Consider the following 13,749-nt stretch of genomic DNA (forward strand, 5'->3'; position numbering starts at 1 on the left):
AATGACCAATGACTAATGACCGATAACACAACTATGAAAATCGCATTCATTGTTTGGCGCTTTCCAATTTTATCAGAAGCCTTTATTTTAAATCAAATTACTGGCTTAATCGATCGCGGTCATGATGTCCGCATTCATCCAATTAATGGATTGCCTAAAAACTATACGGGTAAGATACATCCTGTGGTTGAAGAATACCAGTTAATGAAGCGTACTTATTTTCCGCCAACAGTGCCAGAGAAGTTTTTTCCTCGTTTGATTAAAGGGTTAGGTTTATTTCTGAAGAATCTGAATCGAGGTTCTTGGAAAACATTACAATTTTTTCAGCCTGGTAAATATGATGCAGAAGTCGCAACGTTAAAATCTTTTTACAGAACTGTCGCGTTACTTCAAGATGGATCGTATGACATTATTCATTGTCAATTCGGTACGCTAGCGCCAATTGCTCTTGCTTATCGCGACGCTAATATTATTCAAGGTAAGTTAATTACCACATTTCGCGGCATTGATATTAGTAAATACGTTCAAGAAAACGGTGTTGATGTCTACAATAGGCTCTTTAGAGAAGGTGAGTTTTTCTTGGCAAATTGCGAATTCTTTCGCGATCGCGCGATCGGTTTAGGCTGCGATCCAACGAGAATTATCGTTCATGGTTCGGGATTGGATTGTAGTAAATTTACTTTTAAGCCGCGTTATTTTCCCACTAACGGAAAAATTAAAATTGTCACAACAGGACGCTTGGTTGAAAAGAAAGGAATAGAATATGGTATTCGTGCCATTGCTAAGTTAGTCAAAACCTACTCGAATCTTGAATACAATATTATTGGTGACGGTGACCTAAAAGCCTACTTCGAGCAATTAATTAGCGAATTAAATGTCAGTCATGTCGTTAAATTACTAGGTTGGAAGCAGCAAAAAGAAATTATCGAAATTCTCAATGATTGCCATATTTTTATGGCTCCTAGTGTCACGGCATCTGACGGCAATCAGGATGCACCAGTCAATACATTAAAAGAAGCAATGGCAATGGGTTTGCCTGTTATTAGTACTAGACATGGTGGCATTCCCGAATTAGTTCAAAATGGCATATCTGGATTCTTGGTTCCAGAGCGCGATGCTGACGCGATCGCCACAAAACTCGAATTTCTGATCGAACATCCTGAAGTTTGGCAAAGTATGGGGAAAGCTGGTCGAGAGCAGGTAGAAGCGAAATACGATATGAACAAATTGAACGATGAGTTAGTAGCAATTTACAAGCAAATGTTAGATGAAAAATCAAATCGAAAAAAATCAATTCAGAATCTTCAAAAACTAATGCAGGTTTAGAGCAAGATTTTTACAAAAGAAAATTTTACTAAATATGAAAATCGCATTTTTTGTCGCTCGGTTTCCTGTTCTATCAGAGCCATTTATTCTAAATCAAATTGTTGGCGCAATCCAGCGCGGTCATGAAGTTGATATTTATTCCTTAGATGGCGCTCCCAAAGATCTATCTAAAGTGCATCCTTTAGTCGAACAATATCAACTATTAGAACGAACTTTTTACGCACCCACTCGACCGGATAACGAGTTATGGCGTTGGTTGAAAGGGTTGAGTTTACTAGCAATTAATTGCTACAAAAACCCTTTGGTGTGTTTACAATTATTGAATACTTCTCGATATTTGAGTCAAGCAAAATCGCTGAAGCTACTTTATCGCGCTATCCCATTTCTTAATAAGAAATCCTACGATATCATTCACTGTCAATTTAGTACTTTGGGTGTATTTGGCGTGTGGTTTCGTCAACTCGGATTAATTGAAGGGAAATTAATCTCTACATTTCGAGGTGCAGATATTAGTAAATTCTTACCCAAGTGGGGCGATCGCGTTTATCAAGAAGTCTTTCAAGAAACAGATTTCTTCTTGGCTAACTGTGAATTTTTTAAAAATAAGGCAGTTGCTTTAGGATGCGATTCAGACAAAATTCACGTCCACGGTTCGGGAATTGATTGTAGTAAGTTTGCTTACAAACCTCGATTTTTTCCTACTGATGGCAAAGTGAAAATTGCGACGACTGGACGTTTGGTAGAAAAGAAAGGAATTGAGTATGCGATCGCCGCAGTTGCTAAAGTCGCTCAAACTTATCCAAATATCGAATACTACATCATTGGTGATGGAGAACTAAAAGCAGAATTAGAGCAACTAATTACTGGATTGAATGCCGAGCGTGCTATCAAATTATTAGGCTGGAAGCAACAAAAAGAAATTGTAGAAATTCTCGATACTTGTCATATTTTTTTAGCTCCTAGCGTGACCGGAGCTGATGGTAATCAAGATGCACCAGTCAATACATTAAAAGAAGCAATGGCAATGGGTTTGCCTGTTATTAGTACTAGACATGGTGGCATTCCAGAATTAGTGGAAGATGGCGTATCTGGGTTTTTAGTTCCAGAACGAGATGTTGAGGCGATCGCCACAAAACTTGAATTTCTGATCGAACATTCTGAAGTTTGGCAAAGTCTGGGGAAAACTGGTCGAGCGCAGGTAGAAGCAAAATATGATATGGACAAGCTAAACGATGAATTAATTGAAATTTATCAACAAGTATTAGATTCAAAAATACCCCAACACTCTTTGACAGAAAGAAGTTTATTATTAACAGCAAATCATTAATACGGAGGAATCGATCGTAATGAAACCTATAGTGACAATCGTTGTTGTACCTCGCGAGCGCTTTAGCTGCACTCAAGCATCTTTAGAAAGCATTTACGCACACACAGATTTCCCCTTCAAGTTAATTTATGTTGATGGAAATTCTCCAGTCAAAGTACGACGATATCTAGAAGCTCAAGCTCAAGAAAAACGTTTTGACATTATTCGCACGAATTACTATCTTTCTCCCAATCACGCACGTAATATTGGTTTGAGTCGTGTCGATACTAAGTATTTGGTTTTTGTTGATAACGATGTCATAGTTTCTCCAGGCTGGTTAACAGCTTTAGTTAATTGCGCTGAGGAAACAGAAGCAACTGTAGTTGGTCCTTTAATGTGCGAAAAACAACCTATCCACCAAAGGGTTCACTTTGCGGGTGGAGAAAGTCGTGTTGTTACTGACGTGAAAGGTAGACGACATCTACGCGAAAAAATGTACAAACAAGGACATAACGCGGTAGAATTGCGTCCTCAATTGAAACGAACTCAAACCGAATTAGCAGAATTTCATTGCACCTTAGTCCGCAGAGAAATATTCGATCGCATTGGCTATCTTGACGAAGCTATGCTCAACACCAAAGAACACCTCGACTTTTGTATGACCGTGGCGCAAGTGGGAGGTACAGTCTATTTTGAGCCAGATAGTTTAGTCACATACGTACCGGGTCCACCTTTAGAATGGACGGATTTACACTTTTATATGCTGCGTTGGAGCGACGCTTGGACTTTAGGCAGCTTACAACGCCTACGCGAGAAGTGGAATTTATCGGAAGACGGTTATTTTCAAACCAAGTATAAAAAATTGGGAGTCAGACGCATTGCCACAATTATTAAACCCTTCGTGCGTCAAGTAAGTCTTGGATTTGAGAATAAGCCGTTGAAGCGAACTATGAAAAAAATCGACCGAAAATTCAATCGCTATCTGAGCGATCGCTATGCCAAAATGTTGCCACAACGCAAACTGGAGCTACCACCAATTCAGAAAGTAACAACGCCAGAGTTGGCTAAAGCGTGAATAAAATTGGGTAATTGGTAATGGGTAATGGGTAGTTGGTTCTCCCCTGCTCCCTGTTCCCTGCTCCCTAACACTAACTCACGCCTGAAAAATTACTGAAAGATTATTAGCTGGCATGGTATAGGTTCTAAGTAGGGAAAGATTTTCGCTGCGTGCGACTGCGACAACATCATCCAAATCGCGCACGCCCCATTCTGGATTTTGCGCCTGTAAACTTTCATCAAAATTAGCATTGCTGGGCGCAGTATGCCGACCCCCCTGCTTGAAGGGTCCATACAAATACAAAATACCCCCTGGTGGCAAAATTCGCCTTGCTCCTGCCATTAATCCCAGACAAGCCGACCAAGGGGCAATGTGAATCATGTTAATGTTGGCGATCGCCACAATCGGATCGCGTTGAAAATCTATATCATGTAAAGATTCTGGCAGTTCGTCCCTTTCTACCACCCAAACCAGATCGCTAGCATCTAACGCCAGCGGCGGATATAAATTATCTGTCGGACAAGATTCTCGCCATGCTGCAATGCTCTCTCGTGCTAAGGGATTTGGATCGGACGGAATCCAATTACGCGGGTGAAGGTGAGGGGCAAAATAAACTGCATGTTCTCCCGTACCGCTGGAAACCTCTAACACCGTACCTGTAGAAGGCAAAACTTGCAGCAGCACTTCCAGAATCGGCTTGCGGTTGCGTTGGGTAGCAGGAGCGTACTGTCGTCGGCTACTTGAATCGTTCATAAATTGTTCGTGCAGGTTATGGGGCGATCGCTAACATTAATTATTTCAGCATGACTTTCAGCATGACTTTCAGCATGACATTTGTGCCAACAGTGCCGTACCATAAGCCGCCTCTGCTTGCGCTGACTGCGCCACAGGCACGCCTAAATGTCTAGCGCGAATTTGACTCCAAATCGCATTTTTCGCCCCACCTCCAGCCGTGTAGACGCATCTCAAGGGGGTTGCGCCGAGCTGCTGCAATAATTGATATCCCCGTGCTTCGATCCGTGCCATACTCTCCAATAATCCGTGCAGAAACTCAACCGGATTTTCTGGACGAGGTTCTAGTCGCGGTGGCAAATGAGGATCGTTAATTGGGAAGCGATCGCCTGCTTTGAGCAAAGGATAGTAATCTAGGGGACTTTCGTAATTAGGATCGATCTCACCGCTCAGCGTTTCTAACTCTGCATCTGTAAAAAAGTGCCGCAACACAGCTCCACCAGTATTAGAAGCCCCACCAGCCAACCACAAATCGCCTAGTCGATGGCTGTAAACTCCAGAGCGAGCATCTTCCACCCGCGTCCGACTGAGTAATTTGAGTACCAAGGTCGAACCCAATGATGTCACTGCTTCTCCAGGGGAGTTCGCCCCGCTAGCCAGAAACGCAGCAATACTATCTGTCGTCCCAGCACGTACCACGCAGCCTTGAGGCAAACCCCACCGCGATCGCACCTCTGCCGTCACCTCTCCTACAGGCGTGCCAGGAGCGAGTATCTGGGGCAAATTTGGCAGTGCAGGCAATTTCAATAACCAATCAGGATAACATAACCGTTCCACGTCATATCCCAACTTCAGAGCGTTATGATAGTCACTCACTCCTAGCTGTCCGTGCAATAGAAAACTCAGCCAGTCAGCTTGGTGTAAGAAATATATTGCCTCTTGTGAGGGAGATAGGAATTGGTCATTGAGTAATCCGTAGTGCGTGGTGGGTGGTGCGTGGTTAATTAATTCCGAATTCCGAATTCCGAATTCCGAATTCTCCCTTGCTTTTTGCCACCACAACAACTTTGCCAAACTGGACGTAGCGCCGATCGCAACGTGATGGGGAGGAGCGATCGCGCGTAACTCGTCCATGACGGCAATGCCGCGATCGTCGTTATAGAGTAGTGGCGTAACAATTGGATTGCCCGTCGCATCACACAGTAGGACGGTGGAAGAAGTCCCGTCAATCGCGATCGCTTCTATTTTCTGCCGTAGTTCTAAGGGCAGTTGCTCTAGTAAGCAAAACAATCCCGTCTCCCATTGAGCGGGTGCAGTTGCTAATTTTGACCCTGTAAAAACATGCTTGGCTTCTGCCAGAGTCTTACCTGCGGCATCAATCGCCACGGCTCTAGCGCCAGAAGTGCCAAAATCTATTCCCAGGGAAATCATTAGTTATCAGGAAGTAGGGGGAGAAAGGGAGCTGAGGGAGTTGAGGGAGCTGAGGGAGCTGAGGGAGCAAGACAAGTCACAAGTCACACTTAATTCCGAATTCCGAATTCCGAATTCTTCCCACACCCTATTTACTAAGAGTTGTAACAAGCTCTTCCCCTGATGAGGAAATTCATTTGAAATTATGAAACTATCTGGTAAGAATACTTTGTGACTAGGAGGCTTTTTAATGAATATATCAGATACTCAAGTTTTCGTTGCCCTCGTAGTAGCGTTACTACCTGGTCTACTAGCTTTTCGGCTAGCTACCGAACTGTATAAGTAGAAATTTAGGTACATTAACTATGACATTGTGAGGCAGAGACTACTGGTTTGTTTGTTAACTGAATAAACACTCATAGTTCAACTGCTTCCAAGTTGAGTTTTGAGTCAGGGGAGCGCTCCTCGACTCAAAACTCCATCTCAAATCATTTAAATCAGTTTGAATCGAGCTTCGATTGCATAACATCTACCAACTAGCAAAACCCCGTTTCGCGATCGCCAGTCAGTTACTCTACAAAGATCGACTGTTGACATCCAAGCGTCCTCTCTACTGATTTACCGTATATTCACGAGTTTTAATTGTGCGACGACCGAAAGTATAGCTACGTTTGCGTAAAACTACGGTTGGGAGCCAGAGCAGAGTGAGAGTAAGGTTTTGGGGATTCTTTGTATCAAAATAAACAAACAGCACAATCTACAGACTGTATAAGACTAGTTGTTTCATCGCCCCTTTTGAGCAATTATGAACGCCATTCAACCGTCTAGACCACCTCTACAGCCACAAAAGACTCGTCGCCAGGAGCGCCGTAGAAAGACCGTACAGCGCCAGCAACGCCATCCTAATCGCACGTTAGTCTTAGAAAATACGGCAAAATTATTTGCCAACTGTGCCATTTCTGCTATAACGCTGTACGGTTTGGTACAGTTAGCACCCTATCTATGGTCGCAGCAGCAAAAATCAAATGCAATTAATACCGAAGTCAAGCAGATAGAACAGCGCGTCGGTCATTTGCGTCAAGACCTCAACCGCTACTTCGATCCCCGTCAAAGCCATTCTTTGATGAAAGAGCAAAATAATTTAATCGAACCAGGACAGCGCCAAGTCTACTTCCTCGACAAATCTAGATAGCAATTAGCGACCGGCAATTAGCAGCTAGCATTACCACTAATTGTCAATCGTTAATAATTGGTTTAACCAAGTTTCCACCTGAGTGCGTAAACGCATAGCAGGATCGGCATTGGAGCTGTTGTGCTGTGGTAGAAGCTCTAAAGCACGGCGATAATCAGATATGCAGCAGTTCCAATCACCCCACAAATGATATGTCCGACCGCGTTCGGCATAGATATGTCCTTCTAGCTGTCCTAGTAACAGTGCTAGATCGAAACTTTCAATTGCCTCTTCATAGCGTTCCAAATCGCGCAGAGTAATGCCTCGGTTGAATAACGCCCGCACGTAGCTAGGATTGAGATCTAGAGCGCGATCGTAGTCAGCCAATGCAGCGAGAAAGTTTCCACAGGCGGCGTGATAATTAGCCCGATTGTTATAAGCTTTTGCTAAATTGGGATTCAGTTCTAGTGCGCGATCGTAGTCAGCGATCGCCTGTTGAAGTTGACCAGCTTGAAAGTATACTAATCCCCGATTGTTGTAGTCAATCGCATTTCCAGGGCAGCGATAAAGCAGTTGGCTCAACAACGCGATCGCGTCGGCATAGTTTCCCTGCTGCGATTTCTCCGCAGCACATGCACGTAAGTAGGTATCGGATAAGGCTAGTTCTGGTTGCCGTTTACCGTTTTGAGAGGCTATGGGCGACTGATTAGCCATTTTGCCGCTACTATTACGTTGATGACGGCATTTTCGATTCTTTTTTTCTGCTTCTAACGATTGGCTTCTCATGATGGTTGCTGGGCTGTTGAGCCACAAGCTCTATAAAATAAACTTATAATTATCTAGACTCTATCTGCTGTATCTTTGTGGCACTTACTTAGGTGTCTTCGCCTAGACTTTTTTATGTCAAGCATTAGTAGCGCCCAAGTCGATGCTCACACTCTATGATTCTCACTTCATACTGGATCATTCATCTTTCCGCAGATAAATTCCAGAAGATTTAGGAATTAGGCATCAGTTATTAGTTATCAGTAGAGAGTGGTAATGGGTAATGGGTAATTGGTAGTTGATAGTTGGTAGTTGCTCCCCTGCTTCCTTGTCCCCCTTCGCCCCCTAATCCCCACTCCCTTCGGTCGTGGGGAAGAGCGAGTTCCCCCTTGTCCCCCTTGTCCCCCTTGTCCCCCTTGTCCCCCTTGTCCTCCTGCTCCTCAGCTCCCTCAGCTTCCTCAGCTCCCTCAGCTCCCTCAGCTCCCTCAGCTCTCTTTTCCCTGCTCCCTTTTCTTCAATACGTTCGACAAGTTGATAAAATGCAAGCACGGTGACTGCTGTATTTGGATTTGTGAGAGAATTTTGTTATGACTACTGCTACTGTGTATGCCAACGCGCCCGAGCTATCCTCGGAAGACTACGTTGCGATCGGATTAGCGACATGCTTTGTGAAGGAAGAGGGAGAAGTGCGCGAACTAGCAATTATCGAGCCGATACCCTCTGCTGCTTTAGAAGCGATCGCTAAAGGTATTCCCACATCTTACAAACTGGTTAGCGCTACAACCCTGGGAACGGTTTTAGCTGGGGACAAATTACAGATCCCTGCTGGTTTTCCCACCTCAGCCCAATTTAGCGACGACTTCGGACAACGGGCGATCGCTGCTGCTCGTACTTACAAGAGCCGAACTGTTGCTAAGGCTCTCATTCCTCTCGGCACAACTCGCGAAGATTTTAATTATTCCACAGAACGCAAGCGCGTACTAAACACGAAACGAGTTGTTAGTAAAGACGATAATGTGAAGCAGCACGCCTACACCCATCAAGTTCTGTGATTGTCGAGTTTTGTAACAGCATTTGAATCTTTAAAATATGCTCAAGCTTTATGGTGGTGCTTTTAGCCGTGCCGCGATCGTTCAATGGTATTTGGAAGAACTAGAAGTTCCCTACGAATTTGTCATGCTGGATATGAAAGCAGGAGAGCATCTCCAGCCAGCATATCTTGCCATTAATCCCTTTGGTAAAGTTCCAGCAATTGTAGACGGAGATGTCCGACTGTGGGAATCTGGAGCAATTCTCGCCTATCTTGCCGACAAATACGAAAAAGCCGAGCTGTCCTTAGAAGAACGCGCTCAGCTGAGCCAATGGATTTTATTTGCTAATGCCACACTGGGACCAGGAATTTTTGTGGAAGCAAACCGCGATCGCGAAATGCCGCGTCTGATGACTACTCTTAATCAAATTCTAGAGCAGCAATCTTATTTGCTCGGTCAACAGTTTAGTGCAGCTGATGTCGCGGTCGGCTCTCTCTTAAGTTACATTCCAATCATGTTAAAGCTAGATCTGAGCGGATACCCAGCAGTTGTTGGCTATGTCAAAAGACTCGCCGAACGTCCGGCATTTCAAAAGTCAATTGGCTCTCGCCGTGGTGGGTGAAGAAAAGTAGCCTTCAAAGTCTGTCTCATTAAAATTTGTTGAACAATTCATCTGAAAAAAATAGCAGGGTAGACGATGCCTATCCTGCTTCCACGTATTAAGAGTTAGCTCTGCGTTTAGCCCTAGCTTATCTAAAGCCAACAGCCGCTTGCCAAACAAAAGCTAGCAGCAAGAAAAATAGAGGAATCAAGGGCAGAACGTCAACTAGAGGATCTAGGATGGAATATGCTTCCGGTAGTTTTGCTAACAATAATGCGGCTTCCATACTTAAATTTTCCTTCTCAACACAGCTTTCAGAATTGACATGCATCTTAACATGAATCAGTTATCAGTTGTCAGTTATCGGTGACTAGTGACTGGTGGCTGGTGACAAGAGTTGAGTCTAACCACTAATCACTAGCCACTAGCCACTCACCAACGATCGCTCATTCCTAGCTTCTGACTTCTGACTTCTAGCTTTTGACTTGTCCTGATTTCCTGTTCCCTAAACGAAATTCCTGACAAGACTGGTAGCAATTGTCAGGGTCGTAAATATGACATTGAGACGTAATTTCCTGCATTAGAGACCAAGAAAAGTTGGATTCTGGGTGTAAATAATCACCCCAGTTTTGTTGTAAGCTGCGATAAGCTTGCCACAGTTTGTAGGAAGGAATTGCAGTCGAAATGTGGTGGGGAATATGGACGCTGATATCGTGGCAGAGAAATTCTACCCATTGGGGATAATTACAATGAATAGTGCCTGACAACTGCGATCGCGCCGCGTTCCATTCATGAGGATGATAGAAAGGAATATCTACAGCTGTATGGTGTACCAGAGTAAAAGTACTCATCCAAAAATGATAAACCAACCAAGGGATAAACCAAAATTTGATAACTCCCCAGAAACCAGTAGTAGCAAAAAGTAGCGGAAATGCGATCGCGGCAAAAACAATGACTAACATTGCCGAAAACCTGACCTGTTCGCGCTGTTTCCCTTCAAATCGAGTCCAGTTAAAGTGTAATGCTCCCCAGTGTAAGGTAGAAGCCATCCACCAGAATTCACCCCGCATCAGTCGATAGCCCCATTGTCCAAGGGACCCTAAACTAGCATAAAATTCTGGTTGAAAGGGTTGCCATGCGTTGTCTTCACCGATTTTATTAGTGTGTAAGTGGTGGTGATTGTGTAAGATGCGCCAGCTATGGAAAGGGTAAATTAACGGTAATAGTAGCGTATGCCCTACTAAATCATTAACCCAACGACGTTTAGCAAACGAACGATGTCCGCAATCGTGGGCAATCACAAAAAAACCGGTCAACGCTGTACCGGTAAAAATCCAAACAAAGGGTAACAAATACCAAGGCGCGATCGCTAAACCTACATAACCCACCACAACCATAAAAATATTAATGAATACCTGCGACCATGCTTGCAGGCGATCTCGTTGAAAGCACTCTTTAGGTATGGTTTTGAGGATATCTTTGAGACGTGTTTCAGGATTGAAGGAACCATATGTTGGTTGTTGAGGCTGTGGAATCAGTGTAGTCATGAACACCTGTAATAAACGATACCAATTGCTAACACACCACTAAGTTGATAGCGTGCTGATAGTTTTGCGATCGAACTGCTTCGGAATTATATCAACCTTAAGTATCCTAGAAAAAGGGGCATTTATATAGATGAAATCGCGCATTCGCAAGTCAGACAGTCGAAATTAACTGCTCCCTGCTCGTCCCTGCTCCCTGCTCTCTTGCTTCACTGATAACTGAATTTGCTTTCCCATTATGACCAAATCGCGCTCTACACCGTCAAGATTGGCGACCTGGGGTAAATAACCCCAACGCTGAAAGCCAAACGCATCAAATAGTTCTATGCTGGGATGGTTATGGGCAAAAATGAAGCCTAATAGAGTTTTTAACTCCAAGCTGGGGCTTTGCTCGATCGCATAAGATAACAATTGTCGTCCCACGCCACAGCGACGATAGCTAGGAGCAACATATATACTCACCTCCGCAGTTGCTTTATAAGCTGGTCGTCCATAAAAAGATTGAAAACTCAGCCAGCCAGCTATAGCTGCATCTATTTCTAATACCCAAATCGGACGCTCTGCTGGAGAATGGGCGAAAAACCAATCCGTGCGGCTTTCTACAGCTACGGGTTCTAGATCGGCTGTTGCTAATCGGTCGGGAATTGCAGCATTATAAATTGCGACAATTTCTGACAAATCGGCAACCACTGCATCGCGAATCGTTCTCATCACCTCTTCACCCCTCATCCACTCGATCGCACAGCTCTTACATTCCCCACTCCCGTACGGACGGGTTTCCAAACCCGCCCCTACTGACTCCCTAATAACGGTGCAGCTGCCAACAGCGTTTGGGTATAAGGATGCTGAGGATTGTTAAAGATAGCTTGAGTCGTATCGATTTCGACAATCTGACCGCTATTCATCACAGCAATGCGATCGCATAAAAATCGAGCTACCCATAAGTCATGGGTAATAAACAAATAAGTTAAATCGAACTCTCGCTTTAATTCCAGCATTAAATCGAGTACCTGAGCTTGGATGCTAGCATCAAGCATACTGACAGGTTCGTCACAAATTATCAGTCGCGGACGAGTAATCAACGCACGGGCGATCGCGACTCGCTGCTGTTGTCCGCCAGATAGTTCGCTAGGATAGCGGCTGTAGTAATTCTCTAATGGAGTTAGTCCGACGCGCTTCAGCATTGCCATCACCTGCTCTTTTGCTTTTGCAGGATTAGCTATTTGATGAATGAACAAAGGCTCGGCAATATTCTGCCCCACGGTCATTGTTGGATTAAGACAAGCATGGGGATCTTGAAAGATCATTTGCATTTGTCGTCGAGAAAGACGCAGATCTTGTCGCGACAAAGTAGTTAAATCCGTGCCTTGCCACTCTACTTTTCCCGATGTAGGGCGAACTAGCTGTAATATTGTCCTAGATAAAGTACTCTTACCACAGCCCGATTCCCCAACTAATCCCAAAATTTCCCCAGGGAAAAGTTCCAAATTTATTCCATCTACAGCCTTAATTGTCTGGTCTTCAGCTTTAAACAACCGCTCGATAAAATTGCGTTCTAAGCTGTAATGCTGTTTTAAATCCGTGATTTTGAGAATTGGTAATTGGTAGTTGGTAGTTGGTAGTTGGTAGTTGGTAGTTGGTAGTTGGTAGTTGGTAGTTGCTGAGTGGCTGAAATTGCTTCCTTGTCCCCCTTGTCCTCCTTGTCCCCCTTGTCCCCCTAGTCCCCCTTGTCCCCCTAGTCCTCCTTGTCCCCCTTGTCCCCCTGCTCCCTGCTCCCTGCTCCCTACTCCCTGCTCCCCATGAATATGCAAAGCCGCCTGCAAGAGCGATCGCGTGTATTCGTGTTGCGGTTGCTGAAATACTGTTTGGGAAGAACCAGTTTCGATTAATTCTCCATCGTGCATTACGCCAATGCGATCGCAGTATTCTCCCACCAGCGCCAGATCGTGAGAAATCAATAACAAAGCCATGTCCCGCTCGCGACATAGACGCATCAGTTCTTTTAAGATTTGCGCCGCTACGGTTACATCTAAACTCGTTGTTGGTTCGTCGGCAATAATTAGTTTGGGATCGAGCATTAAAGCTAGGGCGATCGCTACCCGTTGCCGCATTCCTCCGCTAAATTCATGTGGATATTGATGAGCGCGATTTTCGGGAATTTTCACGGCGGCGAGAGTGGCGATCGCTTTATCCCGTAATTCTCGTTCTGACAGGTGGGGTTGATGCGCCTTCAAAGTTTCCATGCAGTGCTTGCCAATCGTCATCAGTGGATCGAGCCGTGTCATCGGATCTTGAAATACCAATGCTACTGCTTCTCCGCGAAATTGCCGCATCTGGGTAGGTGTGAGATCTAGCACCGATCGCTCCTCAAACATCACCTTGCCATTTACGCGGCTAGCTGGTGGTAACAGGCGCATTACAGCCCGTCCTAGAGTCGATTTACCGCAACCCGATTCTCCCACCAGACCCAGGCGATCGCCCCGTTGCAGCGTCAAAGATACGCCGTTAACAGCCCATTGCAGGGACTCCCTATCTTGTTGATGTGGATAGGCAACTTTGAGATTCTCGATATCAAGTAGAGCTTGGCTCATATTATCAGTTATCAGTTATCAGTTATTGGTGAATTAATTTTAGATTGTGGATTTTGAATTGGTCATGGGTAATGGTAAGTTGTAAGTGAGAATTAACTAATCACTGGTCACTGGTCACCGATAATATCTGGTTTGTAACTATTTGAACTACAGTTAGCTATAAAAAAAAGTTATTTTTTTAACAAAAAGTTAGTCGTAGTCGAGTTAATGCTTAG

At 44.4% G+C, this 13,749-nt stretch carries 15 protein-coding genes; 7 read left to right on the forward strand and 8 right to left on the reverse strand.

The genetic code is table 11. From position 1 onward, the window contains the following. The first annotated feature begins 33 nt into the window (after window positions 1–33). Genes CHRO_RS00505 through CHRO_RS00515 form a run of 3 tightly spaced genes read left to right on the forward strand, consistent with a single transcriptional unit; the run spans window position 34 to window position 3,707 of the window. Window positions 34–1,326: a glycosyltransferase gene (locus tag CHRO_RS00505; protein WP_041462303.1), complete on the forward strand. Its 1,293-nt coding sequence runs from the start codon at window positions 34–36 to the stop codon at window positions 1,324–1,326. Window positions 1,327–1,360: 34 nt separating this feature from the next. Then, complete coding sequence (locus CHRO_RS00510; RefSeq protein ID WP_015152213.1) at window positions 1,361–2,653, forward strand: glycosyltransferase; 1,293 nt, start codon at window positions 1,361–1,363, stop codon at window positions 2,651–2,653. A 19-nt stretch (window positions 2,654–2,672) separates the two neighbouring features. After that, window positions 2,673–3,707: a glycosyltransferase family 2 protein gene (locus CHRO_RS00515; RefSeq protein WP_015152214.1), complete on the forward strand. Its 1,035-nt coding sequence runs from the start codon at window positions 2,673–2,675 to the stop codon at window positions 3,705–3,707. 78 nt (window positions 3,708–3,785) lie between these two features. Here CHRO_RS00515 and CHRO_RS00520 read toward each other — a convergent pair whose 3' ends face one another. Then, window positions 3,786–4,442: a DUF938 domain-containing protein gene (locus tag CHRO_RS00520; protein WP_015152215.1), complete on the reverse strand. Its 657-nt coding sequence runs from the start codon at window positions 4,440–4,442 to the stop codon at window positions 3,786–3,788. A gap of 69 nt (window positions 4,443–4,511) precedes the next feature. Further along, window positions 4,512–5,852: an FGGY-family carbohydrate kinase gene (locus CHRO_RS00525; RefSeq protein ID WP_015152216.1), complete on the reverse strand. Its 1,341-nt coding sequence runs from the start codon at window positions 5,850–5,852 to the stop codon at window positions 4,512–4,514. A 229-nt stretch (window positions 5,853–6,081) separates the two neighbouring features. On the opposite strand from CHRO_RS00525, the gene psaM reads away from it, so the two are divergent. Next, window positions 6,082–6,177, forward strand: a complete 96-nt coding sequence (psaM, locus tag CHRO_RS30150) for a photosystem I reaction center subunit XII (protein WP_015152217.1) — start codon at window positions 6,082–6,084, stop codon at window positions 6,175–6,177. Between the two features lie 459 nt (window positions 6,178–6,636). Further along, window positions 6,637–7,023 (forward strand): slr1601 family putative cell division protein, encoded by a 387-nt coding sequence (locus CHRO_RS00530; protein WP_015152218.1) that lies wholly within the window; start codon window positions 6,637–6,639, stop codon window positions 7,021–7,023. 36 nt (window positions 7,024–7,059) lie between these two features. Here the strand turns inward: CHRO_RS00530 and CHRO_RS00535 are convergent, their stop codons facing one another. Together CHRO_RS00535 and CHRO_RS31460 are read right to left on the reverse strand one after the other, a co-directional pair. Then, complete coding sequence (locus tag CHRO_RS00535) at window positions 7,060–7,788, reverse strand: tetratricopeptide repeat protein (RefSeq protein ID WP_015152219.1); 729 nt, start codon at window positions 7,786–7,788, stop codon at window positions 7,060–7,062. A gap of 324 nt (window positions 7,789–8,112) precedes the next feature. Next, on the reverse strand, window positions 8,113–8,316 hold the full coding sequence (locus CHRO_RS31460; protein ID WP_041462304.1) for a hypothetical protein: 204 nt from the start codon (window positions 8,314–8,316) through the stop codon (window positions 8,113–8,115). A 38-nt stretch (window positions 8,317–8,354) separates the two neighbouring features. On the opposite strand from CHRO_RS31460, the gene CHRO_RS00545 reads away from it, so the two are divergent. Both CHRO_RS00545 and CHRO_RS00550 read left to right on the forward strand, forming a co-directional pair. Continuing rightward, the gene (locus CHRO_RS00545) at window positions 8,355–8,819 is read left to right on the forward strand and encodes a hypothetical protein (RefSeq protein WP_015152220.1); all 465 of its coding nucleotides are present in this window, start codon (window positions 8,355–8,357) and stop codon (window positions 8,817–8,819) included. A 37-nt stretch (window positions 8,820–8,856) separates the two neighbouring features. After that, window positions 8,857–9,420, forward strand: coding sequence for a glutathione S-transferase family protein (locus CHRO_RS00550; protein ID WP_015152221.1), 564 nt, complete (start codon window positions 8,857–8,859; stop codon window positions 9,418–9,420). A 127-nt stretch (window positions 9,421–9,547) separates the two neighbouring features. On the opposite strand, the gene CHRO_RS00555 is transcribed toward CHRO_RS00550, so the two are convergent. The 4 genes from CHRO_RS00555 to CHRO_RS00570 all read right to left on the reverse strand — a co-directional run bounded on the left by CHRO_RS00555 (window position 9,548) and on the right by CHRO_RS00570 (window position 13,534). Continuing rightward, complete coding sequence (locus tag CHRO_RS00555; RefSeq protein WP_039714828.1) at window positions 9,548–9,685, reverse strand: photosystem II reaction center protein K; 138 nt, start codon at window positions 9,683–9,685, stop codon at window positions 9,548–9,550. A gap of 187 nt (window positions 9,686–9,872) precedes the next feature. Next, complete coding sequence (locus CHRO_RS00560; protein ID WP_015152223.1) at window positions 9,873–10,946, reverse strand: fatty acid desaturase; 1,074 nt, start codon at window positions 10,944–10,946, stop codon at window positions 9,873–9,875. Between the two features lie 165 nt (window positions 10,947–11,111). Further along, window positions 11,112–11,654, reverse strand: coding sequence for a GNAT family N-acetyltransferase (locus CHRO_RS00565; RefSeq protein WP_015152224.1), 543 nt, complete (start codon window positions 11,652–11,654; stop codon window positions 11,112–11,114). An 80-nt stretch (window positions 11,655–11,734) separates the two neighbouring features. Continuing rightward, complete coding sequence (locus CHRO_RS00570; RefSeq protein ID WP_015152225.1) at window positions 11,735–13,534, reverse strand: dipeptide ABC transporter ATP-binding protein; 1,800 nt, start codon at window positions 13,532–13,534, stop codon at window positions 11,735–11,737. Window positions 13,535–13,749 lie beyond the last annotated feature (215 nt).

This window comes from Chroococcidiopsis thermalis PCC 7203 (assembly GCF_000317125.1).
Lineage (GTDB): Bacteria > Cyanobacteriota > Cyanobacteriia > Cyanobacteriales > Chroococcidiopsidaceae > Chroococcidiopsis > Chroococcidiopsis thermalis.